The sequence below is a fragment of the Fodinicurvata sediminis DSM 21159 genome (assembly GCF_000420625.1).
In the GTDB taxonomy this organism is placed as follows: Bacteria; Pseudomonadota; Alphaproteobacteria; order Kiloniellales; family DSM-21159; genus Fodinicurvata; species Fodinicurvata sediminis.
In genome coordinates, this window is the sequence record NZ_ATVH01000013.1 from 89430 (window position 1) to 112937 (window position 23508).

The following is a 23508-nucleotide window of genomic DNA, read 5'->3' on the forward strand; positions in this document are numbered from 1 at the left end:
ATGATGAAAAGACCAACCGGAAGGCGGACCGGGATAAGAACCGGTCGTCGTGACAGCTTCGCCTTGGAGCGCTAGTAGGTTTCCTGGGCGAATGAACGGACCCAACCGGGCTGACGGGGCCGAGGATCCAACAAGGGAGAAAGAGATCGATGGAACGCGAATACATGGACTACGATGTCGTCATTGTCGGCGCCGGACCTTCCGGGCTGGCCGCGGCCATTCGCCTGCGCCAGATGGCTGCCGAAAGCGGCAACGACATCTCGGTCTGCGTTCTTGAGAAGGGCTCCGAGGTTGGCGCGCACATCCTTTCCGGCGCCGTGCTGGAACCGCGCGCACTCAACGAACTGATCCCCGACTGGAAGGACAAGGACGCCCCGCTCAACACGCCGGTCAGTGAAGAGAAGTTCCTCTTCCTGACCGAGAGCAAGAGCCATTCCGTCCCGATCTCTCTGCTGCCACCCCAGACCCAGAATCACGGGAACTACATCGTCTCGCTCGGCAACGTCTGCCGCTGGATGGCCGAGCAGGCCGAGGCCCTGGGCGCCGAGATCTATCCCGGCTTCGCTGCGGCCGAAGTGCTCTACAACGACGAGGGCGCCGTTGCCGGCGTAGCCACCAACGACATGGGCGTGGCCCGCGACGGCAGCCAGAAGGACGGCTACATGCCGGGCATGGAACTGCGCGCCAAGTACACGCTGTTCGCCGAAGGCTGTCGCGGTTCGCTGACCAAGGACCTCGAGGCGCGTTTCAAGCTGCGCGAAGGCAGCGATCCCCAGACCTACGGCATCGGCCTCAAGGAGCTCTGGGAGCTGGACCCAGCCCAGCACAAGGAAGGTTTCGTTCTACATTCCTCGGGCTGGCCCATGGACGACAAGACCTGGGGCGGCTCCTTCATCTACCATCTCGAGAACAACCAGGCCTATGTCGGCTACGTGGTGGGGCTGGACTACCAGAATCCGCACCTCTCGCCCTTCCACGAGTTCCAGCGTTTCAAGCTGCACCCGGCCATCAAACCCATGCTGAAGGGCGGCAAGCGCATCTCCTATGGTGCCCGCGCACTCAACGAGGGCGGTTTCCAGTCGGTGCCCAAGCTGGCCTTTCCGGGCGGCGCGCTCATCGGCTGCACGGCCGGTTTCCTCAATGTGCCCAAGATCAAGGGCAGCCACACCGCCATGAAAACCGGCATGATGGCGGCCGAATCGATTCATGAGCGCATGGCCGGTGGCGACGAAGGCTACGGCACGCTGGACAACTACGAAGAAGCCTATCGTAACTCCTGGGTCCATGACGAGCTTCACAAGGCCCGCAACCTGCGGCCGGCCACGGCACGCTGGGGCATGACGCTGGGCATGCTCTACGGCGGCCTCGACCTGAAGCTCTTCGGCGGTCGCCTCCCCTGGACACTGCATCACAAGCACCAGGATCACGAGACGCTGAAAGCGGCCGACCAGATGCCGAAGATCGATTACCCAAAGCCGGACAACGAGATCACCTTCGACCGCCTGTCCAGCGTCTTCATCTCCAACACCAACCATGAGGAGGACCAGCCGGTCCATCTAAAGCTGAAGGACGAGTCGATTCCCATCGAGCACAACCTGCCGCTTTATGACGAACCGGCGCAGCGCTACTGCCCGGCCGGCGTCTATGAGGTGGTGCGCGATGACGACGGCTCGAACCCGCGCTTCGTGATCAACGCGCAGAACTGCGTGCACTGCAAGACCTGCGATATCAAGGACCCGAAGCAGAACATCGTCTGGACCACACCCGAAGGTGGCGGCGGGCCCAACTATCCGAACATGTGAACAGCTCTAGGTCAGCAAGCTGACTCCGACGCCGGCCGCAGCCGTTATCACCACGACCAGCCAGGCCGGCAAGCGCCAGATGGCCAACAGTGTGAAGGCCAGCAGCACCAGGGCAAAGTCGCCCGGCGCCCGCACGCCGCTGGTCCAGACCGGATGGTAGAGTGCGGCCAGCAACAGGCCGACCACCGCCGCATTGACCCCCAGCAGGGCGCGGCGCATGGGCTGGAAATGCCGCAGTCGCTCCCAGAACGGCAGGGCCCCGATCACCAGAAGGAACGAGGGCAGGAAGATCGCCACCAGGCAGATGGCCGCCCCGATCACTCCGTTCGGCACCGGTCCCATTACCGTGCCCAGGTAGGCGGCGAAGGTGAACAGGGGTCCCGGCACGGCCTGGGCGGCACCGTAACCGGCGAGGAAGCTGTCCTCGCCGACCCAGCCCGGGGGCACCACCTCGGCCTGCAGCAGCGGCAGGACGACGTGGCCGCCGCCGAACACCAGTGCGCCGGAGCGATAGAAGCTGTCGAACAGCGCCAGGGCCTGCACAGGGAAGAACCCGGCCAGCAGCGGCAGGCTCGCCAACAGCAGGAAGAAGACCGCCAGGGCCGTTATCGCCAGGCTGCGCGGCACGGTGATATCGAGCGGCGTGTGGTCGCGCTCTTCTTCGCTCTTCAGGAACAGCCAGCCAATCACCCCTCCGGCCAGAATTACGCCGACCTGGCCCAGGGGATGCGGCCAGACCACCAGCAGGACGGCCCCCGCAACGGCCAGGCTCAGGCGCTCCCGATCCGGGCAGAGGCTGCGCCCCATGCCCCAGACGGCATGGGCCACCACCGCCACGGCGGCGGCCTTCAGGCCGCGCAGGTAGTCCCCGTTCATGTCGCTGCCGAGCGCCAGAACACCGTAGCCAAAGACGGTCAGCAGCAGGGCCGAAGGCAGGGTGAAAGCCGTCCAGGCCGCCAGCGCCCCCGGCAAGCCCGCGCGTGCCAGGCCGATGCTGAGGCCAACCTGGCTGCTGGCCGGTCCCGGCAGGAACTGGCACAGCGCCACCAGGTCGGCATAGCTCTTCTCGGTGAACCAGCCGCGCCGTGTGACGAACTCCTCGCGGAAATAGCCCAGGTGCGCCACCGGCCCGCCGAAGGAGGTGAGGCCGAGTCGCAGGAAAGCCAGGAAGACCTCCAGCCAGTGGCCGCGGCCCTTTCCGGCCGGCTTGCTGTCCTGATCTGCGCGCTTGTTCATGTCGCCCCTGCCCATTCTTCTCTTTTAGGGCAGATGACCCTGCCGGGGCCAGCATTCCGGTGCGCCTTGCACTGGTGTCACCCACACCCCGACAGCTTCCGACCGTCATGCACTTTCGGGGACATTGAGACCATTGCAGTTCTGACATAGATTCCCTGAGGGGCTGCCAGTGCCTCAAACCCGATTCCCTCGGGCTCCGTCATGCATTAGGTTGTCTTCATGATTGCACGCTTCCGCACCATCCTGCTCGCCGTCCTGCCCCTTGCATTCCTGGCCTCGGGCTTTGAAGAAAGCGTCGGCAAGGCCGGCGCTGCCGAACCACCGCCTGATGGCAGCCGCCTTATCGCCTCGGCCTCCAGCCAAGGGGCGACCGGAAGCGGGCTCAGTCTGCTGCGGGGCGGGTCGAAATACGGCCAGTACCTGGCCGCCCTGGTTGCAGAAGGTGAACAGGATCTGACCAGTGCCGCCGACTTCATGCAGAACGTCCTGTCCCAGGAGCCCGATAACGAGAACCTTCTGGTCCACACCTTCATCCTGCAGGCCACCGAAGGCCGTTTCGACAGAGCTGTCGAATTGGCGCAACGCATGGAAGAGCGTGGGATCATCCAGCCGATTGGCCAGCTGGCCCAGGCCACGAAGGCCATGATCGATGGTGATGCCGAACGCGCGGAAACCCATATCGCCAAACAACCAGCCCAGGGAATCAACAGCGTCTCCAATCCCTTCCTGCTGGCTTGGGTAAAGGCCGCCCAGGACGACAAGCAGGGAGCCCTGGAGCAACTGGAGACGCTGGAGCAGGACGGCGCCCTCCTGCCGCTGGTCGAGTTGCACAGGCTGCTGCTGAACGATTGGTTCGGTGACACGGACGCCGCAGAGGATTCCATCGACACCCTATTGCAAGGATCGAATGAACTTTCCCTGCGCATCATCCGGGTCGTTGGGAATTATCTGGAGCGACATGGTGCGCGCGAGCAGGCCCGGGAACTCTACGAGGAGCAGCGGGCGCTCGATCCGGAAAGCCTGGTCATTGCCGACATGCTGCGGCGCCTGGACGAGGACGGCTCCCCGGCTGCACTGGTGGAAGAGCCCCGGCAGGGCTATGCCCAGGCACTCTTCGATATCGCCAGCATCCTGGGACAGGAGAACCTGGTCCAGTATGCCATCATCCATGCCCACTTCGCCCTGGCCAGCGAGCCGAACCTGACCCTCACGCGTGTGCTGATCGGCGAAATGCTTCAACAGGCCGGACGCTCTCGAGCAGCCATCGACGTCTACAGCGCCATGCCTGAGGATTCGCCCTTTTCCTGGTCGACACGGCTGCGCATCGCAGAGGAGCTCTACAACCTCGATCGCATGGACGAAGCCCTGGCCGAACTTGAGGCCCTGGCGGACATGCGCCCGGAGCGCTTCGAGCCGCACTATCGCATGGGCAACTTCTATCGCATGGAGGAACGTTTCGAGGAATCCGCCGAGGCTTACAACAGGACCATCGAACGCCTGGACAACCCCCAGCCGCGGCAATGGACCCTCTATTACTTCCGTGGCATCGCCTTCGAGCGCACGGACCGCTGGGACCAGGCTGAGGCCGACTTCCTGAAGGCCCTGGAGCTGCAGCCCGAGCAGCCCTATGTCATGAATTACCTCGCCTATTCCTGGGTCGAGCAGAAGCGCAATTACGAGCAGGCCGAAGAGATGCTGCTCAAGGCCGTGGAAATGCAGCCCGAAGACGGGCATATCGTGGATTCCCTGGGCTGGGTCTATTACCGGCTGGGCCGTTTCGAGGAGGCTGTGGAGCAGCTTGAGAAGGCGGTGGAACTGCGCCCGCAGGACTCCGTCATCAACGACCACCTGGGCGACGCCTATTGGCAGACTGGGCGCGAGCGTGAAGCCCGTATCCAGTGGAGTCGCGCGCTCAGCCTCGAGCCCGAGGAAGACGAGATCCCGAAGATCGAACGCAAGCTGGAAGAGGGCCTGTCCGAGGACGAGGAACGCGAGGAAGGCCAGCCCATCTGAGTGCCCCGCACAGAATGACGGAGACTCCTGCCCCAGGGCCGCTTCTGCAGCCCGCGCAAGAACTGCATGAATTCGCACCGGCCAAGGTCAATCTCTGGCTGGAGATAACCGGACGGCGCGACGATGGATATCACCTGTTGGACAGCCTTGTGGTTTTCGCCGAGGTGGGAGATTGGTTGGAGATCCGTCCGGCCGAGGCCTTCTCTTTAGATCTTGCCGGCCCCTTTGCCGCCGCCTTGCAGCAGCAGGAGGAGGACAACCTGGTGACCCGGGCCGTGGACGCCTTCTGTGCCGCAACGGGCCAAACGCCAGCATTCCATTTGAAACTGACCAAGAACCTGCCCCTGGCCGCCGGTCTGGGCGGCGGTTCGGCCGATGCAGCGGCAACCCTGCGCCTGCTGGAAAGGATCCAGGGCAAACACCTACCCCCGGATAGGCGACAGGCCCTGGCCCTGGATCTGGGGGCCGATGTCCCTGTCTGCCTGGAAGGCCGATCCATCCACATGCAGGGGATCGGCGAGCAACTGCTCCCGGTTCCTTTCTTGCCTCCGTTGCACCTCCTGTTGGTCAATCCCGGTGTGCCTGTGTCAACCGGCGCCATTTTCCGCCGGCTGGCCCAGCCCTGGTCGCAGGGGCAGGACATGCCACGGATCGACACGGACCCGGAGTTCCTGTTCGACGTACTGCGCAAACGCCGCAATGACCTGGAAGGCCCGGCCTGTGCCCTGGCGCCCGAGATTGCGCAGGCTTTGGCGGCCCTGAAAGAAACGCGCGACTGCGCCCTGGCCCGCATGAGCGGCAGCGGCGCCAGCTGTTTTGCCCTCTATCGCAGCACCCCGGCCCGGGATCGGGCGGCGGCCCGCTTGCGCCAGGATCATCCCGATTGGTGGATTGCCTGACCGCCGTTGCCTGAATTGGTCTCCCGCAGGGCACTCGCCAGCGCCCGCACGGCCCAGGGCATTTCCGAACGCGCCGTGGCAGCAAAACCCAGCAGCAACCCCTGTTGCCCGGCCTGCCTTTCCGACGTCAGGCAGTAGCTGCTCAACGCCTGGACCATCAGCCCCTGTGCGCGGGCGCGCGCGGCCACGGCCTGGTCTCGCAGCGCCCGATTTTCAGGCAAGCGGGCCACCAGGTGCAAACCGGCCTCCAGCCCTTCCAGTCGAGAGTCCCCGGGCAAATGGTCCGCACAGAGCTGTCGCAGGCAGTCCTGACGCCTGGCATAGATCAGGCGCATGCGCCGCACATGAGCCGCGAAGTGCCCTTCGCGCATGAAGGCGGCCAACACAGGCTGCATCGCCAGGGGCGGATGGTCTTCGATGGCCCTTCGCAAGCGGCGCAGGGGCTCTGCCAACTCCGGCGGCACCACCAGATAACCCAGGCGTATACCCGAGAAGAGCACCTTCGAAAAGCTGCCGATGTAGAGCACCCGCCCCGCCCCCTCGCCCAGACTTTGCAGCGGCGCCAGGGGGCGGCCCGCATAGCGGTACTCGCTGTCGTAATCGTCTTCGATGACCCAGCCATCTGTCGCGCGCGCCCAGCGCAGCAGTTCCAGACGGCGCGCCAGCGACAGGGTGGCGCCTGTCGGGAACTGGCGCGCCGGCGCCACGACGGCCAGACGGGCCTGGGGCCCGGCCAGGGCTTCGTCCACGCAGACGCCCTCACCGTCCACCGAAACCGGAGTGGTTTCGGCTCCGGCAGCCAGCAGCGGCGCACGGAAGCCGCTGTAACCCGGATCCTCGACCCACACACGGTCGCCTGGATCCAGCAGCAGGCGGCAGGCCCAAGTCAGGGCCTGCTGCGAGCCGCTGGTGATGAAGATCTGCTCGGGATCCACCTTCAGCGAACGCACTCCGCCCAGATAATCCGTGATGGCCTGGCGCAGTTCGGGTAGGCCCGCCGGATCCCCCTGCTTCAGCAACAGGGGATCGGGGGCACGCCAGAAACGCCCAGCCAGGCGCCCCCAGACATCGAAGGGGAAATGCCGTCCATCCGGCGCCCCCACGGAAAAGGGTGCAAAGGCCGGCAGGCCCGTGGGGCGCTGCTGTCGGCTGCCTTCCAGGATACGGCGCGCCCGGCGCGCCAGAAACGGCCCTTCCGGTTCCAGGCCTTCCTGCTGCGATGAAGCGGCGCCTGCCTGCCTGCTGTCCTGTTCTTGTTTACTGTCCTGGGGCTGCAGGTCCTCGGGCAGCACCCGGCTGATGTAGGAGCCGGCCCCCACGCGCCCTACGATATAGCCCTCCGCGGCCAACTGCTCATAGGCGTTCAGGACCGTATTGCGAGAACAGCCGGATTCCTCGGCCAGCAGGCGGCTGGAGGGCAGGCGTGTGTCCGCCGCCAAACGCCCCTCCAGGACCGCCTGTCGTAATTGCGCATAGATCTGAAGATGAAGCGGAACTGCGTTCGGCCCACGCTCCAGGGACAGGGCGATCAGACTGGCCCGAGACGCCTTTCGCGACATCGCTTGGGTTCACCTTGAAAATGGCTCTATGGAATTTCTGATTATGGACCTTTTTAAAAAGCCATTCCAGCAACATGATCGCCTCATCATTCCTAATCCGCATCAGACGAGTTCATTCATGTCCGAAAACCAAGGCGGTTCACCCCCGACAGAGTCCTTCGAAGTCACCGACCGCACGCGCCTGCGCCGGGCGAACAAGCGCGCCGTCACCGAGCGCGAACAGGTTTATCGTGTGCTCGACGCCGGCCTGGAATGTCATGTGGGTTATGTCGTCGACGGCCAGCCCTATGTCACGCCCACCGCCTATGTGCGCCTGGGCGACCGGGTCTACTGGCACGGTTCCTCGGCCAGCCGCATGCTGAAGCAGTTGAAGAAGGGCGTGCCGGTCTGTTTCACGGTTAGCTTCCTGGACGGCGTTGTCTTCGCCCGCTCCGGCTTCCACAGCTCCTTCAACTACCGCTCGGTCATGGCCTACGGCACCGCCGAGCCGGTCGAGGACGAGGCCGAGAAGAGCGCAGTTCTGGAAAGCTTCGTCGAGCGCATCACGCCCGGCCGCTGGGCCGACCTGCGCCCGGTCACCGGGCAGGAGCTCAAGGCCACCAGCCTGCTCTCCCTCAAGCTGGAGGAGGTCGCCTGCAAGATCCGCGAAGGCGGCCCTATCGACGATGACGAGGACTACGAACTGGACATCTGGGCCGGTGTCGTGCCCATTACCCGCGAAATCGGCCAGCCTGAACCGGACAGCCAACTGAAGGAAGGTGTCGCAACGCCGGAGTACGTGCGGAAGATCCGGCTGGGGTGAGGACGGTCGGGTTCCAGTAACCTCCGGTCAGAACCGAGGCCTATAGGCGCAGGAGCCCTACTCGCGTCTTGCGCAGTGGATCATGATGCTGCCAACAAGCTTGGGCAGACCCCTCTTTCATCAGGAGCAGATTTCCATGTTTTCCGGCCTCAGTGCCTTTCCCTTGACCCCCATGAATGAAAGCAGGGTGGACGAAACCACCTTTGCCGGACTCATGGAACGTCTTGTGTCCGCCGGCGTCGATTCCATAGGCAGCCTGGGCTCGACCGGAAACTATGCCTATCTCACGCGCTCAGAACGCGCACGAATCGCAGAGCTTTCTGTTCAGCTAGCAGGCGGCATACCGGTGATGGTTGGCATTGGCGCCCTGCGAACACGCGATGTCCTTTTCCTGGCCGAAGATGCACAGAAGGCTGGCGCAAGTGGTGTTCTCCTGCCGCCCATGTCCTACCAAAAGCTTTCCGACGAAGAGGTCTTCCGCCTCTATGAGACTGTATCAGGCAACCTCTCGGTGCCCCTGTGTCTGTACGACAATCCAGCAACCACGCACTTCGCGTTTAGTGAGGCCCTGCATGTCCGGATTGCACAGCTGCCCAAGGTCGCGTCCATAAAAATCCCGCCCGTGCCAGAGGATCCGGAGACAGCGCGGCAACGGATCGAGCAATTGCGCAGGGTCATCCCCGCAGATGTTTCGCTGGGCATCAGCGGCGACGCCGTGGCGGCGACAGGACTGAATGCAGGCTGCGAAGCCTGGTACTCGGTCATTGGAGGGCTTTTTCCCGAAGCCGCCCTGGCCATTACACGGGCAGCACAGGCTGGCCAGACAGCTGAGGCCACACGCTTGAGCGCGCAGCTGGAGCCAATCTGGAAGCTTTACAAGCGTCATGGCAGCTTGCGGGTGATGGCCACCGCTGCGGAACTGCGCGGACGCGTTGCCCACCCCTGCCTGCCTGAACCCCTCTTGTCCCTTCAGGGCGCGGATCGAGAAGAACTGAGTGCCTGCCTGGACGAACTGGAACTCTTCTGAGCATCCCGTAGTTGGAGCAGCCTGGGACGATGCGCCCAGCTGGTCTCCTAGAGCGAGGCCATGGTCTCCCGCATACGCTCGCGCATGGCCTCGTCCGGCAGGGCACCGAAACCGGCCTGCATGTTGTCCATCAGGTGTTCGGGCTTGCTCGTGGCCGGGATGACCACCGTGACGGCCGGGTGACTCAGGACGTACTTCAGCGCGAACTGGGCCCAGGACTCGCAATCGAATTCAGCCGCATAGTCCGGCAGCGGCTGGCCTTTCACCAGACCGAAGAAGCGGCCATCGTTGAAGGCCCGGTTGACGATGACGGCAATGCCGCGATCCGCGGCCAGCGGCAGCAGGCGCTCTTCGGCCTCCGGGGTCATGAGTGAGTAATTGAACTGGACGAAGTCCATGTCCTTGTTCCTCATTTCCTGCTCCAGCTGCTCGAAGGCGCTGGTGCGGAAATGCGTGAGGCCGATGTAGCGGACGCGACCTTCCTCGCGCATGGATTTGAGGGTCCTCCACTGAGTTTCCAACCCGATGAAGTTATGGATCTGCATCAGGTCGATGGGCTCACCCAGCAGCTCGGCCGAACGCGCCATCTGCTCGATGCCGTCCTGCTCGCCCTGGCTGCGCACCTTGGTGGCCATGAACAGCCTGTCGCGTACGCCTAGATCCCGTGCGATACGGCCGATATTGGCTTCGGCGTTGCCATAGCTGGGCGAGGTATCCAGAAGCGTGCCACCCAGCTCCACGAACTCTTCCATGACCTCGGCCAGGGCATCCAGCTTGGCGGGATCCTGGCCTTCAAAGGACCCCGACGACCCCAAACCCATGACGGGTAGCTCCTCTTCGCTGCCCGGAATTGCGCGTTTGCGCATACCGGAATCGGCTGCTGCCATCATGGCCTTGGTTCTGGTCAAGGGCAGTAAGGCGACTCCGGCAAGTCCCGCACCGGCCTGAAGCACCTGCCGCCTACCAAACCTCTTGTTCTTTTGTTTCCCGAGCGCGCTCATATTCTGCCACTCCCTATTCGTCGTCTCAGATCAGATCGACCTGATCGCGATACTCCGGCACCAGGCAACGCCAGCCAAGCTCTTCCTCGATGCGATGACGCAGTGCATCGGCGGCCGCCGGTTCGCCATGAGTTATGAATGTCGTCTTCGGGGGTTTTTGGAAATGCCCCAGCCAATCCATGATCTGGTCGGCATCCGCATGGGCCGACAGCATCTGCAGATTGACCACCTCGGCGCGGACGGGAACATAACCGCCGTGAATCTTGACGCTTTCCGCGCCTTCCAGCATGGATGCCCCCCGCGTCCCGCCTGCCTGGAACCCGGTGAAGAGAATGGTGTTCTTGGGGTCCGGCGCATAGTGCTTCAGGTGATGCAGCACACGGCCGCCGGTCGCCATGCCGCTGGCCGAAATGATGATCTTCGGCATCGAATCCTGATCCAGGGCCTTCGAGTCCTCCACCTCCCGCACATACTGGGCGACATTGCAGGCTCGGCGCCGCTCCTTCAGCGTCAGTCTGTGTTCGCCCACCTCGCTGCAGAAGATCTCGGTGGCATTGATCGCCATGGGGCTGTCCAGGAACACCGGCAGATCCACGATCCGCTTGGCCGCCTTGAGACGTTCCAGGTGATAGAGAAGGGATTGCGCGCGACCGACGGCAAATGCGGGAACCACGAGCGTTCCGCCGCGCGCCGCCGTTCGGTTTATGATATCCTCCAGGACATCCTCGGGGTCCGCGCCGTCGTGACGCCGGTTGCCATAGGTGGATTCCACCAACAGGTACTCGGCCTGCTCCATGATCGTGGGATCCACCATGGTGGCGCTTCCCGGCCGGCCCAGGTCCCCGGAAAAGACTATAGTCTGCCCGTCGCAGCGCACCTCGACGATCGCCGCACCCAGGATATGCCCCGCCGGCTGGAAACGGATGGACACGCGCTCGGAAATCCTGTGCCACCGCCGGAAAGCCACGGGGGAGAAATAGGTCAGGGACGCCAAGGCATCTTCCGCGGTATAGAGCGGCAGTGCCGGATGGTGCTTGGAAAAGCCATGGCGATTGGCGTAGTCGGCATCCTTTTCCTGCAGGTAGCCACTGTCGGGCAGCAACAATCGGCAGAGGTCCCGGGTTGCTTCCGTGGTCAGCACGGGACCTGAAAAACCCTTCTTCACCAGCAGGGGCAGGTAGCCCGAATGGTCCAGATGCGCGTGCGTGAGCACCACCACATCGATGCTTCCCGGCTCGACCGGGAAAGGCGCCCAGTTGCGCAGGCGCAGCTGCTTGAACCCCTGGAACAGGCCGCAATCCACCAGGACACGCAGGCCTCCGACTTCGAGGAGATACTTGGATCCGGTAACGGTTCCGACACCACCTAAAAAGATCAACTGCGGCGCCATGGTTTCCCCCTCAGTTCGCGTTCAGGTATCGCAGCACAAATCCAGCCTTGCCGAAAGGCTGTAGCGAACATCGGAAGGACTGGAGCCTATTCAAACTCACTGTTCTTAATCCTGGGCGTCTCGTGAACCCCAAGCCCTCTTCGGGACTGATGACGAACTGAAGCCCCCTCAGCGGTTGGCACGGGCCAGATCCAGTCATAGACCCAGTTAAAGACGAAGGCGTAGATCATGTAAAAGAGGGCAAAGGCGGCATCCATGTAGAATGCCTGCACCAGCGAGACCCCGAGATAGATCGCGATAAAGGGCATCAGGACCAGCAGCAGGCCAAACTCGAAGAGCACGGCATGGACGATTCGCACCGGCAAGGTTTTCTGCACCCTGCCAATAAGACGGAGCATCGCGTGGTCGAACAGCAGGTTGTAGATGTAGTTCCAGGCCGTGGCGAGCGTGGCGCTCACCAGGCTGACCATGCCGATGTCATGCAGGGGCATCCCGAACGTCCAGGCGCCCAGCGGCGTGACGATCAGCAGGCCGATAATTTCAAAGCTGAGCGCATGGCGGATGCGATCACGGGTGGTCCGCATGGTCCTCCCCTCTTATGTCCTCGGGCCGTCCCGAACGCATATCCCGGTTGGGGGAGGTCGTCCTCTCTTCGCTGATGGATATAAGCTCGCAACACCGCAACGCAAGGATGATTTGCTCAGAGTAGCCGCAGGCTATCACTGACTTGCGTCTACCCGGCACTCCCCACGCCGATGCTTGAAGTCAGGCTATAAGCTCCTATGAACTGCGCGCGGCGGAGAATGATTCGTCCGGACACCGCCGGAGCGGACATCACCCCTTCAAGATGAGTACCACCACCTGCAACACCACGACCCCCAGAGCCAGGAAGAGGCCCATGTGGTGCAAGGTTGCAAGCTGCCCCAGACCGCGACGCACCACCTCGATATCTCCTTCGGAGTCTGCGCGCTCCACGGCGGCGATGCGCCCGGACAATTGGCTAAGCAGATATCCCAGGCCCAGCAAAAGGAACACCAGCACCAACAGAGTGGGCCAGGCGAAGTCCAATTGCCAGACTTGAAGCAGCAGCAGGAGTGTTCCCGACGCCATCGTGGTCTTCATCGTCGGCGGTAGCAGGCGAATCACCCGCTTCAACTGCGCATGAACAAGGCGGGCTTCGCCATCGTCCACGCACGCGCTCAGGGGATCTCTCATGAGGCACCAGACAGCTTTCTCGATATAGGAAAGCGTCAGGAAGATCCCGCAGGCGAACGCAAAACAGGACGTTGCCAGGGCCGTGATGATCGTGGCCATGCTCATCTGGCTCCGTCGACCTCGGACCGCGAGGCCCTGCCACGCGTTAGCGCAGGATCCGGATAGCGCAGGCACAGCGTATCCGACTCCAGAGCGTGCTCTTGAAGATAGGCGCTGACCTCAGGCTCCATGACCGGCTTCGTGATCGCCGCGAAGCGTTGAACGAGGCCCGCAACCGAGCAGACCGTGATCAGCTGGACCAGTTCGCGCGCGGTATAGGCCTGGATCGCCGGTTCAATGAAACGGCGCGGCGTTGTCAGGGGCGATTGTGCGGACAGCCAGGCCAGGGTCAGGGCGGCACCCTCCTGTTCGGTGAAGCAGTCTTCACCGACTTTCCGCTGTTTTGCGGCCTCGAAACAATGCCGCACCCGCTCCACGGCCTGCTGCGTCTGTCCGGCCACCTGACAGGCCATCCAGCCTTCCACCGCCGCAAGATATTCGTGGCCCTTGGCAATGGCCGAGACCCGCGCCATCAGATGCTTGAGCTCGGACGGAATGGAAGAATGCGCCCGGGGCTGCATCATCTCGGCATAGAAAAGCGCGTGCCGAGCACGCAGGTCTTCCGGCCAGGCTTTCATCCATGATGGCAGAAGGCCGAGTTCCTGCATGGCATAGCGCTCGACACCACCGGCCTTGGCGACAACGCCGTCACAGGCGGCAAGCATGTCCTCGAGGCTGGGACCGCCTTCGGACAAGGGGTGATCCAGATTGCCATAGGCGGAGTGCGTGCTGACGGCATGGCGTCCAGGCTCGATACCGGCCCGTGACTGCGCCTGCCCGGCCCATTCCCGCTCCACGTCCACGCCTGTCAGGTCATTGAAGACGTTCAGGAAACCGAAGGCCGAGGTCACCATCGCCGTGGCCATGACGGCGTCCTCTGGATTCGTAGCGGACTCACGCGCCTGCGAAGCCAGGGAGCGAATTTCCTCCAGGAGAAGGGTTGGGACAGCGTTGCGTGCTGCCTCCGCGGCCAGTTCTGTCAGCGCGAGTTCGTAGACTCCCATTTCCGCATTGTCCCCCGCCTTTCCACTCCGTACCTGCTGCATGAGTGCCGGAAGGCCAAGCGAGGTCTCGCCCCCGGCCGCTGTCATATGGATCCGGCAGTAGTTGCAGCCATGCGCATCGGAGGTGGCAAAGCCTGTGGCCATCATCATCCGTTCCCCAAGAACCTCCCGCCCGAAACGGATGGCGCCGAGGTTGTGGGCATAGACGAACAGCTTGTAGGCCTCGGGCCAGTGATGCATGAAGCGGAAGCAGTTCGGCCAGAACCCGAAGAAACTCTTGTAGAAGTGCAGAATGGGCCATTGCTCGGGATCATCGCTTCTGGTGCCGTCGCTTTCCGGAATGATCCTGCTCAGGGGCAGGTCCTCTGTCCCGGCCTCCAGTTCCGCGTCCGACAGCCTTTCCGTATCCGGCTGCTCCTCCGCGCAGGCAATCAGCCGGTCGAGCCGTCCGGCCTCCGCGAGTGCCTGAAGATCCTCCGAGCCATTGATGTGAAGATCGCCAACAAGAATCTGGGGCACCGTGGCGACACCGGTCAGGTAGACGCTGAGCGCCGCCGTTCGCCGGGCGCTGGTGATATCGCATTCCGCAAAGCGATGCCCCCTTTCCTCGAGTGTTATCTTGGCTGCCGCGCAAAAGGGGCAGGCGGGCTTCGTGAAGAGTTTTATCGTTTCAGGCATTTCCCACTCTCGTTCTCGTGCATGACCGAGGCCGAGAATGAGGGTAAGTATCCCTATCGTGAACCGATCGATAGCGAACAAATCGTTCCAGAAACGGAACAATCCAATGAATGACTTCGACCTGAATGACCTGCGCCTCTTTGGCCTCATCGCCAGTACGGAGGGTCTCAGTTCCGCATCACGCAGGTTCGGGATTCCCAAGGCGAGTCTCTCGCGCGCGTTGCACAGGCTCGAGCAGGCGGCGGGCGCCCCCTTGTTCGACCGTGTGAACAGGGGCCTGCGCCTGACTCCGCTTGGAACCAGCCTGCTGCCCACGGCCGAAGCGGCCGTCTCCCTGATGCTGGATGCCGATGAAGCCCTGCGGGTCAGCAAGGAGGAACCTCAAGGTCCTTTGAGGATTGCCGTCAGCGCCCTGTCCGGACAGACGCTCCTGGCGCCGGTGATTGCCCGCCTGGCCAGGAACCATCCGAAAGTCAGGACCGAGTTGAAGATCACCAGTCGCGGCCCGGATCCCGTCGCCGAACAGCTTGACGTCGTCATCCGTATCGGCCGTCCGAGCGAGCCCTATCTGGTCTCGCGGCGCATCATCGGTTCCCCCTTGGCATTGTATACCCTTCGCGCGCAAACTCGCGATGGTGCCCTCGAGTGTCCGGAGGACGTGGAGGCCTTGGGACGAATCGTCACCAATGTGGACGACGTGGCTCGGGATTGGGTGCTCAGGAACCGAAAAGGCCATGAGATTCGCATGACGCGCGAACCCCTGATCGTGCTCAGCGATCCCTCCGTTGCCCTGAGCCTGCTCAGTGCCGGAACGGGGGTGGCGCTCCTGCCCCGATTATATGCCGATCCGCTCGTGCGCGATGGCACTCTGGTCCGCGCCTTGTCCGACTACACGGGACCGGAGGTGGAACTCTATGCCTCCCTTCCGCCCCGGCGCAGCAGCGTTCCGGCCGTTCGCGCCTTTCTCGACCTGCTGGTTCAGCACACGGCCCGCCTGGAGCGTGCCTGGCACTCCGAGGATCTTCCCGAAGCGGACCTTCCGAGAAAGAGCCCATGATTGCACGGCAACCCAACATCTCGGAGACACCGGAAACCTCCTTCCCTGATCACGGCCGGGCGTCCTCTCAGAGCCTATCCAGTCCAAGGTCCCCGGCCTGGGTAAAGAAGCTCGGCACCCCGCCCGTATGGATCAGGCAGGTGGGAGAGTCCGACGCGATCTCGCCGCGTTCGATCAGGTCGAGGGCGCCGGCGAAGGTCTTGGCCGTGTACGTCGCCTCCAGCAGCATGCCCTCGAGGGCGGCCACGGTTTGCAGGGCGGCTACCGCCTCTGGCGTGGGAATGTCATAGCCCGCGCCGAGATAGCGCTCGTGATATCGCACGAAGGAGGCCGGCTTCACGGAAGGTGTCACGCCGGTGTGCGCGCAGAGACACGAGAACAGGTCCTCCACCAGATAGGCCAGCCTGTCGATCCCGTACTCCACGCTCACCAGGTGCACGCGGAAGGGCGCGCCCGCGAGGGCACAGCCGAACAGGAATCCGGCCTCAGTCGGCCCCATGGATCCCGGCAGGATCACGTTCTCCAGCGCCGCTTCCTGCTCTCCGGCCTGCACGATCAGCTCCGCGGCACAGGCCACGTAGCCGAGCGCGCCGACGACCGGATCACCGACGATATAGCATCGATATCCCGAGGCCTCCATCTGCTCCGCGAGCTCGGCCAGACGGCGGCTGCGTTCGTCCTCTTCCATCGGTCCCAGGAACCTGGTTTCGGCGCCGTAGAGGCGGGACAGCAGCAGATTCCCTTCCGCTCTTTCCGGCGGGTCGTCGTTGTGGAGCACGATGCACCGCAGGCCGCATTTCGCGGCCGCCGCAGCCGTTAAGCGGCATTGGTTGGATGTCCTCCTGCCGGCCACCAGCAGCGTATCGGCCTGCCGGACCAGGGCTTCGCCGAGCCAGAATTCCAGACTGCGCAGCTTGTTGCCGCCCATCCCCAGCGCCATGCAGTCGTCACGTTTCGCATAGAGGCCGTGGTGTCCGACGTGGGCGGCCAGCCGGTCGAGCCGTTCCAGCGGCGTGGGCCCGGGCACCAGCCGATAGCGCGGTAGGCCCGAGAGAGCGGTTTCCACCGGCATTAATCTTCCCCTTGCGGAATTAGCGCATCTTCAGGGTCACGCCACCGATCCGCTTCTCGGCCCAATCCGCGAACTTCAGGACCGGATAGCAATAGACGAAGTACAGAGCGGCAACACAGACATAGATCAGCATCAGATCGCCCGGAAAGCGCAAGGAGGCAATTTGGCCCTGCCGAGTCAGTTCCGATAGTCCCACGACGGACAGGATGGCCGTGCTCTTGATGATGATCACGAAGACCCCACTCATGGGGGGAATGATCATGCGCAGCGCCTGGGGCAGCACGACGTACCAGAGGGACTGTGCCTTGGTCATGCCGACCGCCCGTGCCGCCTCGTCCTGGCCTTTCGGCAGCGCGGCGATCGCACTGTTGACGATCTCGGTAACGTAGCTGCCGGTATAAAGGCACAGGGTGATCACCGCCGCCTGCATGGAATCGAACTGTAGCCAGGCCACACCGAGCTCGGGCAACAAATAATAGAAGATATAGAGCTGCACCAGGAAGGGAGAGCCGCGGAACAGGTGAATGTACAGCCCGATCAACGCCGTCAACCCCGGGATGCGCAGACTGCGGAAGGTCCCCAGCACCAGGCCGATTAGCGAACCGACGACAATACCGATGATGGTGATCCGGAAGGTCAGCCACAGCCCCTCGAGCAGGAAGGGCGTGATGCTCTGAATCATCTGTATCTGGTCCTGAAACATCCTGCTCTCCCCTTACGCCGGCTGATACCGGCCGCCGTGCAAGCGCCGCTGCACGACATTGGATAGAACGAGCATGCCTGCGTATATGAGCAGATAGCAGACAGCGACGGTCAGCAGGCCCTCGTTCGGCATGACGTTCTCGTGCATCACGGTAAGGCCGGCTCGCATGAGCTCGAAGACCGCGATCAGGCTCAGTAGTGAGGTGTCCTTGATCAATACTGCGGTTTGTCCGAGCAGTGTGGGAATCACGTTGGCGAAGGCCTGCGGCAGGATGATCAGCACCATGCGCTGATGGCGTTTCAGACCCAGGGCAGTGGCGGCCTCGTGCTGGCCTGGGTCAACGGACTGGATGCCCGACCTGATGATCTCGGCCATGTAGGGCGTCGTGTGAAGCGTAAGCGCAATGATGCCCGAGACGGTCTCCGTCAGGATCCCGACATTGCCGAACAGCTCCGGCAGGCCGTAGTAGACCAGGTAGATCTGCACCAGCAGGGGGGTGGCGCGTATGAACTGTATATACGCAGCCGCTGGCCGCCACAGCAGGCCCGTCTTCGACATGCGCAAACCGGCAAGCAGGACCCCGAGGGCAATCGAAAGGACAAGACAGACCGCGCTGAGCCAAAGCGTCGCCCAGATACCCTGCAGGAAGGTATCGGCATAGTTCAGCACCACGCGCAGGTTATAGAATTGGGCGATATATTCCATCGATGGTCGGCCTTACAGAAGCGGGAGCGCGCTCGCGCGAACGCACTCCCGCCAATGTCACGGATGGCCTGCTGGTTATCGCAGGCCATCCCGCATCATGACTTGCGTGACCTCGATCCTGAGGGATGGCAAGCCCGGATCAGTGATCCTCCTCCCAATCCTGGGAGTTCCACCAGTAATCGAGAAGCTCACCCAGTTGGCCGGAATGCTCGGTGAAGCGGATGTAGTTGTCCATGAACATCAGCAAGTGGACCGAATCCGGCCGCGTCGCAAAGCTCAGCGGCTCCTTGCGCAGGGTCCCCTCGAGCACCTCGAATTCTGGGTAGTCCTCCAGGAATGCCTTGATGGTGCCGCTGTCGCTGATGCCCGCATCGACACGCCCCGAGGACACGGCCTGGGCGGTGGCCGCGGTGCCACCCTGATACTCCTTCATGGTCAGGTCCGGCAGCTTGATGTCCGCGGCCGCTGCATAGGTGCTCGCCTCCGGGGCGCCGATCGTGGCGCCTTCCTGCTTGAGATCTTCCCAGTGCGAGTAGCCCTTGTCCTCATTCGCGAACGCAATAATCTCCGTGAAGAAGATCGGCTCGGTGAACAGCAGCTGCGTGGCGCGCTTGGGTGTCGGCGTCATGTCAGCCGCAATCAGGTCCGCCTTTCCTGACAACAGCGCGGGAATCAGGCCCTGCCAGCTGTAATCCTGCAGCTCGAGCTCGACACCCATGTCCTCGGCCATGTTGCGAACGATCTCGACGGCAAGGCCCGCACGCTCCCCATTGGCATCGACGAAGCTGATGGGTGGACCTTGCGTCTGGACCGCGACACGCAAGGTGCCGCGTTCCATGATGTCTTCCATCGTGGTCGCACTGGCTGTAGCGGCGGTGCCGAACACGACAAGGAATGCCATGGCCGGCAATGCTCGTAACAGTCTCATCAAGGTAGTCATTTCTCCCCTTCTCCTTTGCGTTAGAGGATTTGGTTCAAGAACTCCCTTGTTCTTTCGTTGTTCGGAGCCTTGAAGAACATTGTCGGGGCTCCTTCCTCGACAATCTTGCCCTGGTCCATGAATATGATCCGGCTGCCCACGTCCTCCGCGAACTTCATTTCGTGGGTCACCACCATCATTGTCATTCCTTCATCGGCAAGTTCTCGCATGAGCGCCAGAATTCCCCCGACAGTCTCGGGATCGAGCGCCGAGGTGGCCTCATCGAACAGCATGACCTTCGGATTCATCGCGAGCGCGCGGGCGATTGCGACGCGTTGCTGCTGTCCTCCGGACAGATCTCCTGAAGGGGCATCCGCTTTTTCCGGGATTCCGACCCGGGACAACAACTCCCTTGCCCTGGAGATCGCCTCGTCCCGCGAGCGCTTCAGCACGACCGTTTGCGGCAGCACGATATTCTCGAGGGCCGTCTTGTGCGCAAACAGATTGAAATGCTGGAAGACCATTCCGACGTTGGCGCGCAATCGATTCAGATTGCTTTGCGGATTGGTCACCTCGATGCCATTGACCGTAATCCGACCTTCATCGACGCGTTCAAGGGCATTGACCGTGCGCAGCAGTGTGCTCTTGCCGGACCCCGAGGCCCCGATAATAACGACGACTTCCCCTTGCATGACTGTCGCCGACACCTCGTCCAGCGCCCGGATCTCGCCGGCGCGCGGAAGCTTGAAGCTTCGAGATACGGCCTCAATATTCACCATAATAGCTTCGGAGTGGTGGCTAAGTGCGTCTTCCATTAACCTAGAAAAATAATGCTTTCTTTCTGTTTTTGAGCCTAGTTTCCACATAACGCAGGCGTCAAGGACATCACTGCGCAATACCAACCCGGACAGGCTGGGCTGTCTTTTTGACGTCCATCCGATTCCCCCCTGAAACCTTAGCTAGTGTGCGGCGCATTCCTCGTGACGTCGCTGTCGACATTTGGAAGGAAACGAAAGGGAAAAACAGCACCTTTAGTGGGAGTCAATCGCGCTATCTAGACTCACGTGGAATCTTGAAGCGATGTGTCCGCATTGCCAGGAAACGGGCGTCTAAAAAGGAGAGATTGGTGCACTAGGGTTGCCCGATCCCTGCAACAGCGGGTCCTGACTTTCGCGTTTTGCTGTGAGTCCCATGACCTTCTAAGCCGGAGCAATGGTGCACCGGCAAACAATAAGGTCTTGGTATGCAACAGCAGATTTCCGTCATCACCCTGGGTGTCGCCGATACCCAAATCTCTTGCCTCTTCTATACCGAGGGGTTCTGCTGGACGCCGGTTTTTGAGAAGCCCGAAATCATCTTCTATCAGATGAACGGGTTCATCCTCGGCACCTTTCGGAAAGACGCACTGGAGGCTGATATGAACCGGACTGGTCTGAGGTAACCGGGCGCATTCTCACTGGCCCACAACGTTACCGCCAAGGAGGAAGTCACACCGCTCGTGGAGTGGCTGGTCGAGGCTGGCGGCCGGATGATTCGCCCGGCTGACGCGCCACCTCATGGCGGGTTTCGAGGCTATGTCACCGATCCGGACGAGCACGCCTGGGAGATTGCCTGGAACCCAATCTGGCCGATCGACGACCAGGGTCACGTGACGTTCGGCACTTGAAGAAGCACAATCCAGGTACGGCGAAACAGAACTGTCTTTCGCATAGGGACTTCGCCCGGTAGGAGCCGGAGACACCCTTGCCTTGTTCCGCCGAAACCACTTCCATGGACTCGTGGTGCAAAAGCCTTCTTGTACGAAGATCACGTCCGACCTGCCCACGGCCTTCCTGAAGCAGGCCGAAGCCTGCCGGAAGTTCGGATCGCCCTTCATGGGGCGGCTGATGATGCTGCTTGCCGAAAACTGGCCGAACGACACGGCGCTGGCTGGACGCTTTGCACGCTGGGACGGCGATCTGGGCCCCGCTGGTGCCTCACACTGCCCCTGCGCGTGGCAGGCGGGCTTCAGGCCCTGGTTCTGATGGGCAAGGATGCGCGACTGGCAGCCGCCTATCCGCCCAACCAGGTCGACGATGCTCAACTCTGCGCAGCCGTCCTGGACGCCCTACGAAAGCACGATGATTTCCTCTGCGAATGGACGGAACGACCGCCACAGACGAACGAAGTCCGGCGCAGCGCCGTGTTGATCGCCGCCGCCCACTGGCTCGACGCGCGTTTCGGCCTGCCCCTGCAGCTTTCGGAGCTCGGGGCGTCTGCAGGGTTGAACCTGATGTTCGACCGTTTCACCTTGGATATCGCCGGACAACGCTGGGGCCCGCAGGATGCCGGCGTGCAACTCACGCCAGACTGGCAAGGTCCCTTGCCGCCCAAGGCCCGGCCACGGATTACGGACCGCCGTGGCGTGGATCTGACGCCCCTTCGGGTCGGACAATCTGAGGATGACCTGCGCCTCATCGCCTATCTCTGGCCCGACCAGCCGGAACGCCTGGTCCGCACCCGAACTGCCATGGCGCTGCAGGAGGCAACGATCGACCGAGGCGACGCCGTGGACTGGCTGGAAGCACGCCTGGCCTCAGGTCAGCCTGACTGCCTGCACCTCGTCTTTCACACCATCGCCTGGCAGTACTTTCCACCAGAGCGACAGGCGCGCGGACGTGACCTGCTTGAATCGGCTGGACGCACAGCCCGCGCGGACAGCCCTCTGGCCTGGCTGGCCATGGAAGACGATGGCACCAGCCACGGAGCCGCCGTGAGCCTCAGGCTCTGGCCGGGCGACTTTCGCCTGGCTCTAGGGCGCGCCGGATTCCACGGCCAGTGGGTGGAGTGGTATGGCTGTTAAAGGGGCAAGCCACGCGGTCAACCCGCCTGCAGCCATAGGCAGGGGATTGTCTCAGAAATCGTAACAGATGCCCTTGCGCTCCCAGTCGCCATAGCGCGTGGGTTCGGGCCCCTCCGGGCCGCCCAACTCCTTGGCTTCTGTCTTGGCGTCCGTCTTTCCGGGCGCCGCTTCAGGTGCGTTCTGTCCGGTTTGGGCCGTATTCTTATCCGGAACTACGGCGGGCTGTCCGGTCTTGGCACGATGTGAAGAAAAGCGTTTCATCCCTTTTATATAGGACATCCACACCCGCAGCGCCAAGTCCTTGAACGGGACCACGACAGACCCATTTTACTAGAGCCATGAGTTACTTCCGCACCGCGCTTCTGCTCGCCGCAATGACCGGCCTCTTCCTCGCCGTCGGCTTCATGCTGGGCGGGCAGACCGGCATGCTGATCGCCCTCGCCATTGCCGTGGCGATGAACTTCTATGCCTACTGGAACTCCGACAAGGTGGTCCTGCGCATGTACAAGGCGCGGGAGGTCGACCGGCAGAGCGCACCCGAGTTCTACGGCATCGTGGAACAGCTCGCCGAGCGCGCCGAGCTGCCCATGCCCAAGGTCTACCTGATCGAGAATCCGCAGCCCAATGCCTTCGCCACGGGACGCAATCCGGAGAACGCCGCGGTGGCCGCCACGACAGGGCTGCTGAAACGCCTGTCCTCGCAGGAGGTCGCCGGCGTCATGGCGCACGAGCTGGCGCACGTGAAGAGCCGCGACACCCTGATCATGACGCTGACCGCGACTCTGGCCGGTGCAATCTCGATGCTGGCCAACTTCGCCCTTTTCTTCGGCGGCAACCGCAACAACCCCTTGGGGCTGATCGGCACGATCCTGATCATGATCCTGGCCCCGCTGGTTGCCATGCTGGTGCAGATGGCGATCTCGCGCTCGCGCGAGTACGAGGCCGACCGAATCGGCGCCGAGATCTGCGGCCAGCCGCTCTGGCTGGCCTCGGCACTGGAGAACATCCAGACGGCCGCATCGAAGATCGACAACGAGGCCGCCGAAAAGAATCCCGCCTCGGCGCACATGTTCATCATCAATCCGCTGCATGCGAATCAGATGGACAGCCTGTTCTCCACGCACCCCAATACGGAGAACCGCGTGGCCCGCCTGCGAGAGATGGACGGGCAAGCGCCCGCCGCGGCGAAAAGTCCAAGTCCCTGGGGCTGATCCAAGTTGCCGGCCTGCGGCCGGACTTGCCTTCATCGTTAATCTTCTTACCCTGACAGTCACGCGGCCGGTTCGATTCGGGACCTGGCCGCGGCTTATTTTGCGCGCGACTCGGGCAGGTAAAGGAATTACCGGGGATTTTAACGAATCATTTAAGTCTTTGACGCAGAGTCATTTCTCAAACAGGGGTTATATGTTTTCGAGCCATGGAAACACTTGAAAAGCAAACCGAAGAATCGGCTAAAGGCATGGGGCGTTCGTCCCGCCATGGCAA

General features: G+C 62.5%; 24 protein-coding genes. 11 read left to right on the plus strand and 13 right to left on the minus strand.

Features of this window, described 5'->3' with window-relative positions:
• Window positions 1–149 precede the first annotated feature (149 nt).
• Entirely contained in the window at window positions 150–1802 is a 1653-nt protein-coding gene (locus tag G502_RS0105440) for an electron transfer flavoprotein-ubiquinone oxidoreductase (RefSeq protein WP_022727647.1), read from the plus strand.
• Between the two features lie 6 nt (window positions 1803–1808).
• Here the strand turns inward: G502_RS0105440 and chrA are convergent, their stop codons facing one another.
• Window positions 1809–3038, minus strand: coding sequence for a chromate efflux transporter (gene chrA / locus G502_RS0105445; RefSeq protein ID WP_051152077.1), 1230 nt, complete (start codon window positions 3036–3038; stop codon window positions 1809–1811).
• Between the two features lie 219 nt (window positions 3039–3257).
• Between chrA and G502_RS18770 the strand changes: the two genes are divergently transcribed.
• Together G502_RS18770 and G502_RS0105455 are read left to right on the plus strand one after the other, a co-directional pair.
• Entirely contained in the window at window positions 3258–5051 is a 1794-nt protein-coding gene (locus G502_RS18770; protein WP_022727649.1) for a tetratricopeptide repeat protein, read from the plus strand.
• A 14-nt stretch (window positions 5052–5065) separates the two neighbouring features.
• On the plus strand, window positions 5066–5950 hold the full coding sequence (locus G502_RS0105455; RefSeq protein WP_022727650.1) for a 4-(cytidine 5'-diphospho)-2-C-methyl-D-erythritol kinase: 885 nt from the start codon (window positions 5066–5068) through the stop codon (window positions 5948–5950).
• On the opposite strand, the gene pdxR is transcribed toward G502_RS0105455, so the two are convergent.
• Window positions 5926–7509, minus strand: coding sequence for a MocR-like pyridoxine biosynthesis transcription factor PdxR (gene pdxR, locus G502_RS18775; RefSeq protein ID WP_022727651.1), 1584 nt, complete (start codon window positions 7507–7509; stop codon window positions 5926–5928). The genes G502_RS0105455 and pdxR overlap by 25 nt on opposite strands.
• 118 nt (window positions 7510–7627) lie before the next feature.
• Here pdxR and G502_RS0105465 point away from each other — a divergent pair, with 118 nt between their 5' ends.
• Together G502_RS0105465 and G502_RS0105470 are read left to right on the plus strand one after the other, a co-directional pair.
• Window positions 7628–8311 (plus strand): pyridoxamine 5'-phosphate oxidase family protein, encoded by a 684-nt coding sequence (locus tag G502_RS0105465; RefSeq protein ID WP_026989105.1) that lies wholly within the window; start codon window positions 7628–7630, stop codon window positions 8309–8311.
• 136 nt (window positions 8312–8447) lie between these two features.
• Window positions 8448–9338, plus strand: coding sequence for a dihydrodipicolinate synthase family protein (locus tag G502_RS0105470; RefSeq protein WP_026989106.1), 891 nt, complete (start codon window positions 8448–8450; stop codon window positions 9336–9338).
• Window positions 9339–9385: 47 nt separating this feature from the next.
• Here G502_RS0105470 and G502_RS0105475 read toward each other — a convergent pair whose 3' ends face one another.
• The 5 genes from G502_RS0105475 to G502_RS21335 form a co-directional block, all read right to left on the minus strand.
• On the minus strand, window positions 9386–10246 hold the full coding sequence (locus G502_RS0105475) for an aldo/keto reductase (RefSeq protein ID WP_162140948.1): 861 nt from the start codon (window positions 10244–10246) through the stop codon (window positions 9386–9388).
• Window positions 10247–10364: 118 nt separating this feature from the next.
• Entirely contained in the window at window positions 10365–11729 is a 1365-nt protein-coding gene (locus G502_RS0105480) for an MBL fold metallo-hydrolase RNA specificity domain-containing protein (RefSeq protein ID WP_022727655.1), read from the minus strand.
• 86 nt (window positions 11730–11815) lie between these two features.
• Window positions 11816–12313, minus strand: a complete 498-nt coding sequence (locus G502_RS18780) for a PACE efflux transporter (protein WP_022727656.1) — start codon at window positions 12311–12313, stop codon at window positions 11816–11818.
• Window positions 12314–12563: 250 nt separating this feature from the next.
• Window positions 12564–13043 (minus strand): hypothetical protein, encoded by a 480-nt coding sequence (locus G502_RS0105490; protein WP_040487712.1) that lies wholly within the window; start codon window positions 13041–13043, stop codon window positions 12564–12566.
• 2 nt (window positions 13044–13045) lie between these two features.
• Complete coding sequence (locus G502_RS21335) at window positions 13046–14725, minus strand: glutaredoxin domain-containing protein (RefSeq protein ID WP_022727658.1); 1680 nt, start codon at window positions 14723–14725, stop codon at window positions 13046–13048.
• A 106-nt stretch (window positions 14726–14831) separates the two neighbouring features.
• Here G502_RS21335 and G502_RS0105505 point away from each other — a divergent pair, with 106 nt between their 5' ends.
• Complete coding sequence (locus G502_RS0105505; protein WP_022727660.1) at window positions 14832–15782, plus strand: LysR family transcriptional regulator; 951 nt, start codon at window positions 14832–14834, stop codon at window positions 15780–15782.
• Between the two features lie 67 nt (window positions 15783–15849).
• Here the strand turns inward: G502_RS0105505 and G502_RS0105510 are convergent, their stop codons facing one another.
• From G502_RS0105510 to G502_RS0105530, 5 genes are all read right to left on the minus strand, one after another.
• Window positions 15850–16854, minus strand: coding sequence for a pyridoxal-phosphate dependent enzyme (locus G502_RS0105510; RefSeq protein ID WP_022727661.1), 1005 nt, complete (start codon window positions 16852–16854; stop codon window positions 15850–15852).
• A 19-nt stretch (window positions 16855–16873) separates the two neighbouring features.
• Window positions 16874–17557 carry an amino acid ABC transporter permease gene (locus G502_RS0105515; RefSeq protein ID WP_022727662.1) on the minus strand — a complete coding sequence of 228 codons (684 nt, stop codon included), beginning with the start codon at window positions 17555–17557 and terminating at the stop codon, window positions 16874–16876.
• 12 nt (window positions 17558–17569) lie between these two features.
• Window positions 17570–18262, minus strand: a complete 693-nt coding sequence (locus tag G502_RS0105520; RefSeq protein WP_022727663.1) for an amino acid ABC transporter permease — start codon at window positions 18260–18262, stop codon at window positions 17570–17572.
• A 139-nt stretch (window positions 18263–18401) separates the two neighbouring features.
• A complete protein-coding gene (locus tag G502_RS0105525; RefSeq protein WP_026989107.1) occupies window positions 18402–19190 on the minus strand; it encodes an ABC transporter substrate-binding protein in 789 nt (262 codons plus the stop codon).
• Window positions 19191–19222: 32 nt separating this feature from the next.
• The gene (locus G502_RS0105530) at window positions 19223–19996 is read right to left on the minus strand and encodes an amino acid ABC transporter ATP-binding protein (protein ID WP_281170013.1); all 774 of its coding nucleotides are present in this window, start codon (window positions 19994–19996) and stop codon (window positions 19223–19225) included.
• Window positions 19997–20424: 428 nt separating this feature from the next.
• Here G502_RS0105530 and G502_RS22805 point away from each other — a divergent pair, with 428 nt between their 5' ends.
• The 4 genes from G502_RS22805 to G502_RS18795 all read left to right on the plus strand — a co-directional run bounded on the left by G502_RS22805 (window position 20425) and on the right by G502_RS18795 (window position 22023).
• Window positions 20425–20622, plus strand: coding sequence for a VOC family protein (locus G502_RS22805; protein ID WP_322098859.1), 198 nt, complete (start codon window positions 20425–20427; stop codon window positions 20620–20622).
• Window positions 20623–20637: 15 nt separating this feature from the next.
• Entirely contained in the window at window positions 20638–20847 is a 210-nt protein-coding gene (locus tag G502_RS22810) for a VOC family protein (RefSeq protein WP_367401676.1), read from the plus strand.
• Window positions 20848–20962: 115 nt separating this feature from the next.
• The gene (locus G502_RS22660; RefSeq protein ID WP_245560740.1) at window positions 20963–21205 is read left to right on the plus strand and encodes a hypothetical protein; all 243 of its coding nucleotides are present in this window, start codon (window positions 20963–20965) and stop codon (window positions 21203–21205) included.
• On the plus strand, window positions 21127–22023 hold the full coding sequence (locus G502_RS18795; protein ID WP_245560731.1) for a DUF2332 domain-containing protein: 897 nt from the start codon (window positions 21127–21129) through the stop codon (window positions 22021–22023). The genes G502_RS22660 and G502_RS18795 overlap by 79 nt, the downstream gene beginning before the upstream one ends.
• 51 nt (window positions 22024–22074) lie before the next feature.
• On the opposite strand, the gene G502_RS0105545 is transcribed toward G502_RS18795, so the two are convergent.
• Complete coding sequence (locus G502_RS0105545; RefSeq protein ID WP_022727666.1) at window positions 22075–22302, minus strand: DUF1674 domain-containing protein; 228 nt, start codon at window positions 22300–22302, stop codon at window positions 22075–22077.
• Between the two features lie 59 nt (window positions 22303–22361).
• Here G502_RS0105545 and htpX point away from each other — a divergent pair, with 59 nt between their 5' ends.
• On the plus strand, window positions 22362–23234 hold the full coding sequence (htpX, locus tag G502_RS0105550; RefSeq protein ID WP_022727667.1) for a zinc metalloprotease HtpX: 873 nt from the start codon (window positions 22362–22364) through the stop codon (window positions 23232–23234).
• Window positions 23235–23508: the final 274 nt, after the last annotated feature.

Coding starts and splice junctions, on each gene's coding strand:
- G502_RS0105440 (WP_022727647.1), top strand. CDS start 150: ATGGAACGCGAATACATGGACTACGATGTCGTCATTGTCGGCGCCGGA.
- chrA (WP_051152077.1), bottom strand. CDS start 3,038: ATGAACAAGCGCGCAGATCAGGACAGCAAGCCGGCCGGAAAGGGCCGC.
- G502_RS18770 (WP_022727649.1), top strand. CDS start 3,258: ATGATTGCACGCTTCCGCACCATCCTGCTCGCCGTCCTGCCCCTTGCA.
- G502_RS0105455 (WP_022727650.1), top strand. CDS start 5,066: ATGACGGAGACTCCTGCCCCAGGGCCGCTTCTGCAGCCCGCGCAAGAA.
- pdxR (WP_022727651.1), bottom strand. CDS start 7,509: ATGTCGCGAAAGGCGTCTCGGGCCAGTCTGATCGCCCTGTCCCTGGAG.
- G502_RS0105465 (WP_026989105.1), top strand. CDS start 7,628: ATGTCCGAAAACCAAGGCGGTTCACCCCCGACAGAGTCCTTCGAAGTC.
- G502_RS0105470 (WP_026989106.1), top strand. CDS start 8,448: ATGTTTTCCGGCCTCAGTGCCTTTCCCTTGACCCCCATGAATGAAAGC.
- G502_RS0105480 (WP_022727655.1), bottom strand. CDS start 11,729: ATGGCGCCGCAGTTGATCTTTTTAGGTGGTGTCGGAACCGTTACCGGA.
- G502_RS18780 (WP_022727656.1), bottom strand. CDS start 12,313: ATGCGGACCACCCGTGATCGCATCCGCCATGCGCTCAGCTTTGAAATT.
- G502_RS0105490 (WP_040487712.1), bottom strand. CDS start 13,043: ATGGCCACGATCATCACGGCCCTGGCAACGTCCTGTTTTGCGTTCGCC.
- G502_RS21335 (WP_022727658.1), bottom strand. CDS start 14,725: ATGCCTGAAACGATAAAACTCTTCACGAAGCCCGCCTGCCCCTTTTGC.
- G502_RS0105505 (WP_022727660.1), top strand. CDS start 14,832: ATGAATGACTTCGACCTGAATGACCTGCGCCTCTTTGGCCTCATCGCC.
- G502_RS0105510 (WP_022727661.1), bottom strand. CDS start 16,854: ATGCCGGTGGAAACCGCTCTCTCGGGCCTACCGCGCTATCGGCTGGTG.
- G502_RS0105515 (WP_022727662.1), bottom strand. CDS start 17,557: ATGTTTCAGGACCAGATACAGATGATTCAGAGCATCACGCCCTTCCTG.
- G502_RS0105520 (WP_022727663.1), bottom strand. CDS start 18,262: ATGGAATATATCGCCCAATTCTATAACCTGCGCGTGGTGCTGAACTAT.
- G502_RS0105525 (WP_026989107.1), bottom strand. CDS start 19,190: ATGAGACTGTTACGAGCATTGCCGGCCATGGCATTCCTTGTCGTGTTC.
- G502_RS0105530 (WP_281170013.1), bottom strand. CDS start 19,996: ATGGAAGACGCACTTAGCCACCACTCCGAAGCTATTATGGTGAATATT.
- G502_RS22805 (WP_322098859.1), top strand. CDS start 20,425: ATGCAACAGCAGATTTCCGTCATCACCCTGGGTGTCGCCGATACCCAA.
- G502_RS0105545 (WP_022727666.1), bottom strand. CDS start 22,302: ATGTCCTATATAAAAGGGATGAAACGCTTTTCTTCACATCGTGCCAAG.
- htpX (WP_022727667.1), top strand. CDS start 22,362: ATGAGTTACTTCCGCACCGCGCTTCTGCTCGCCGCAATGACCGGCCTC.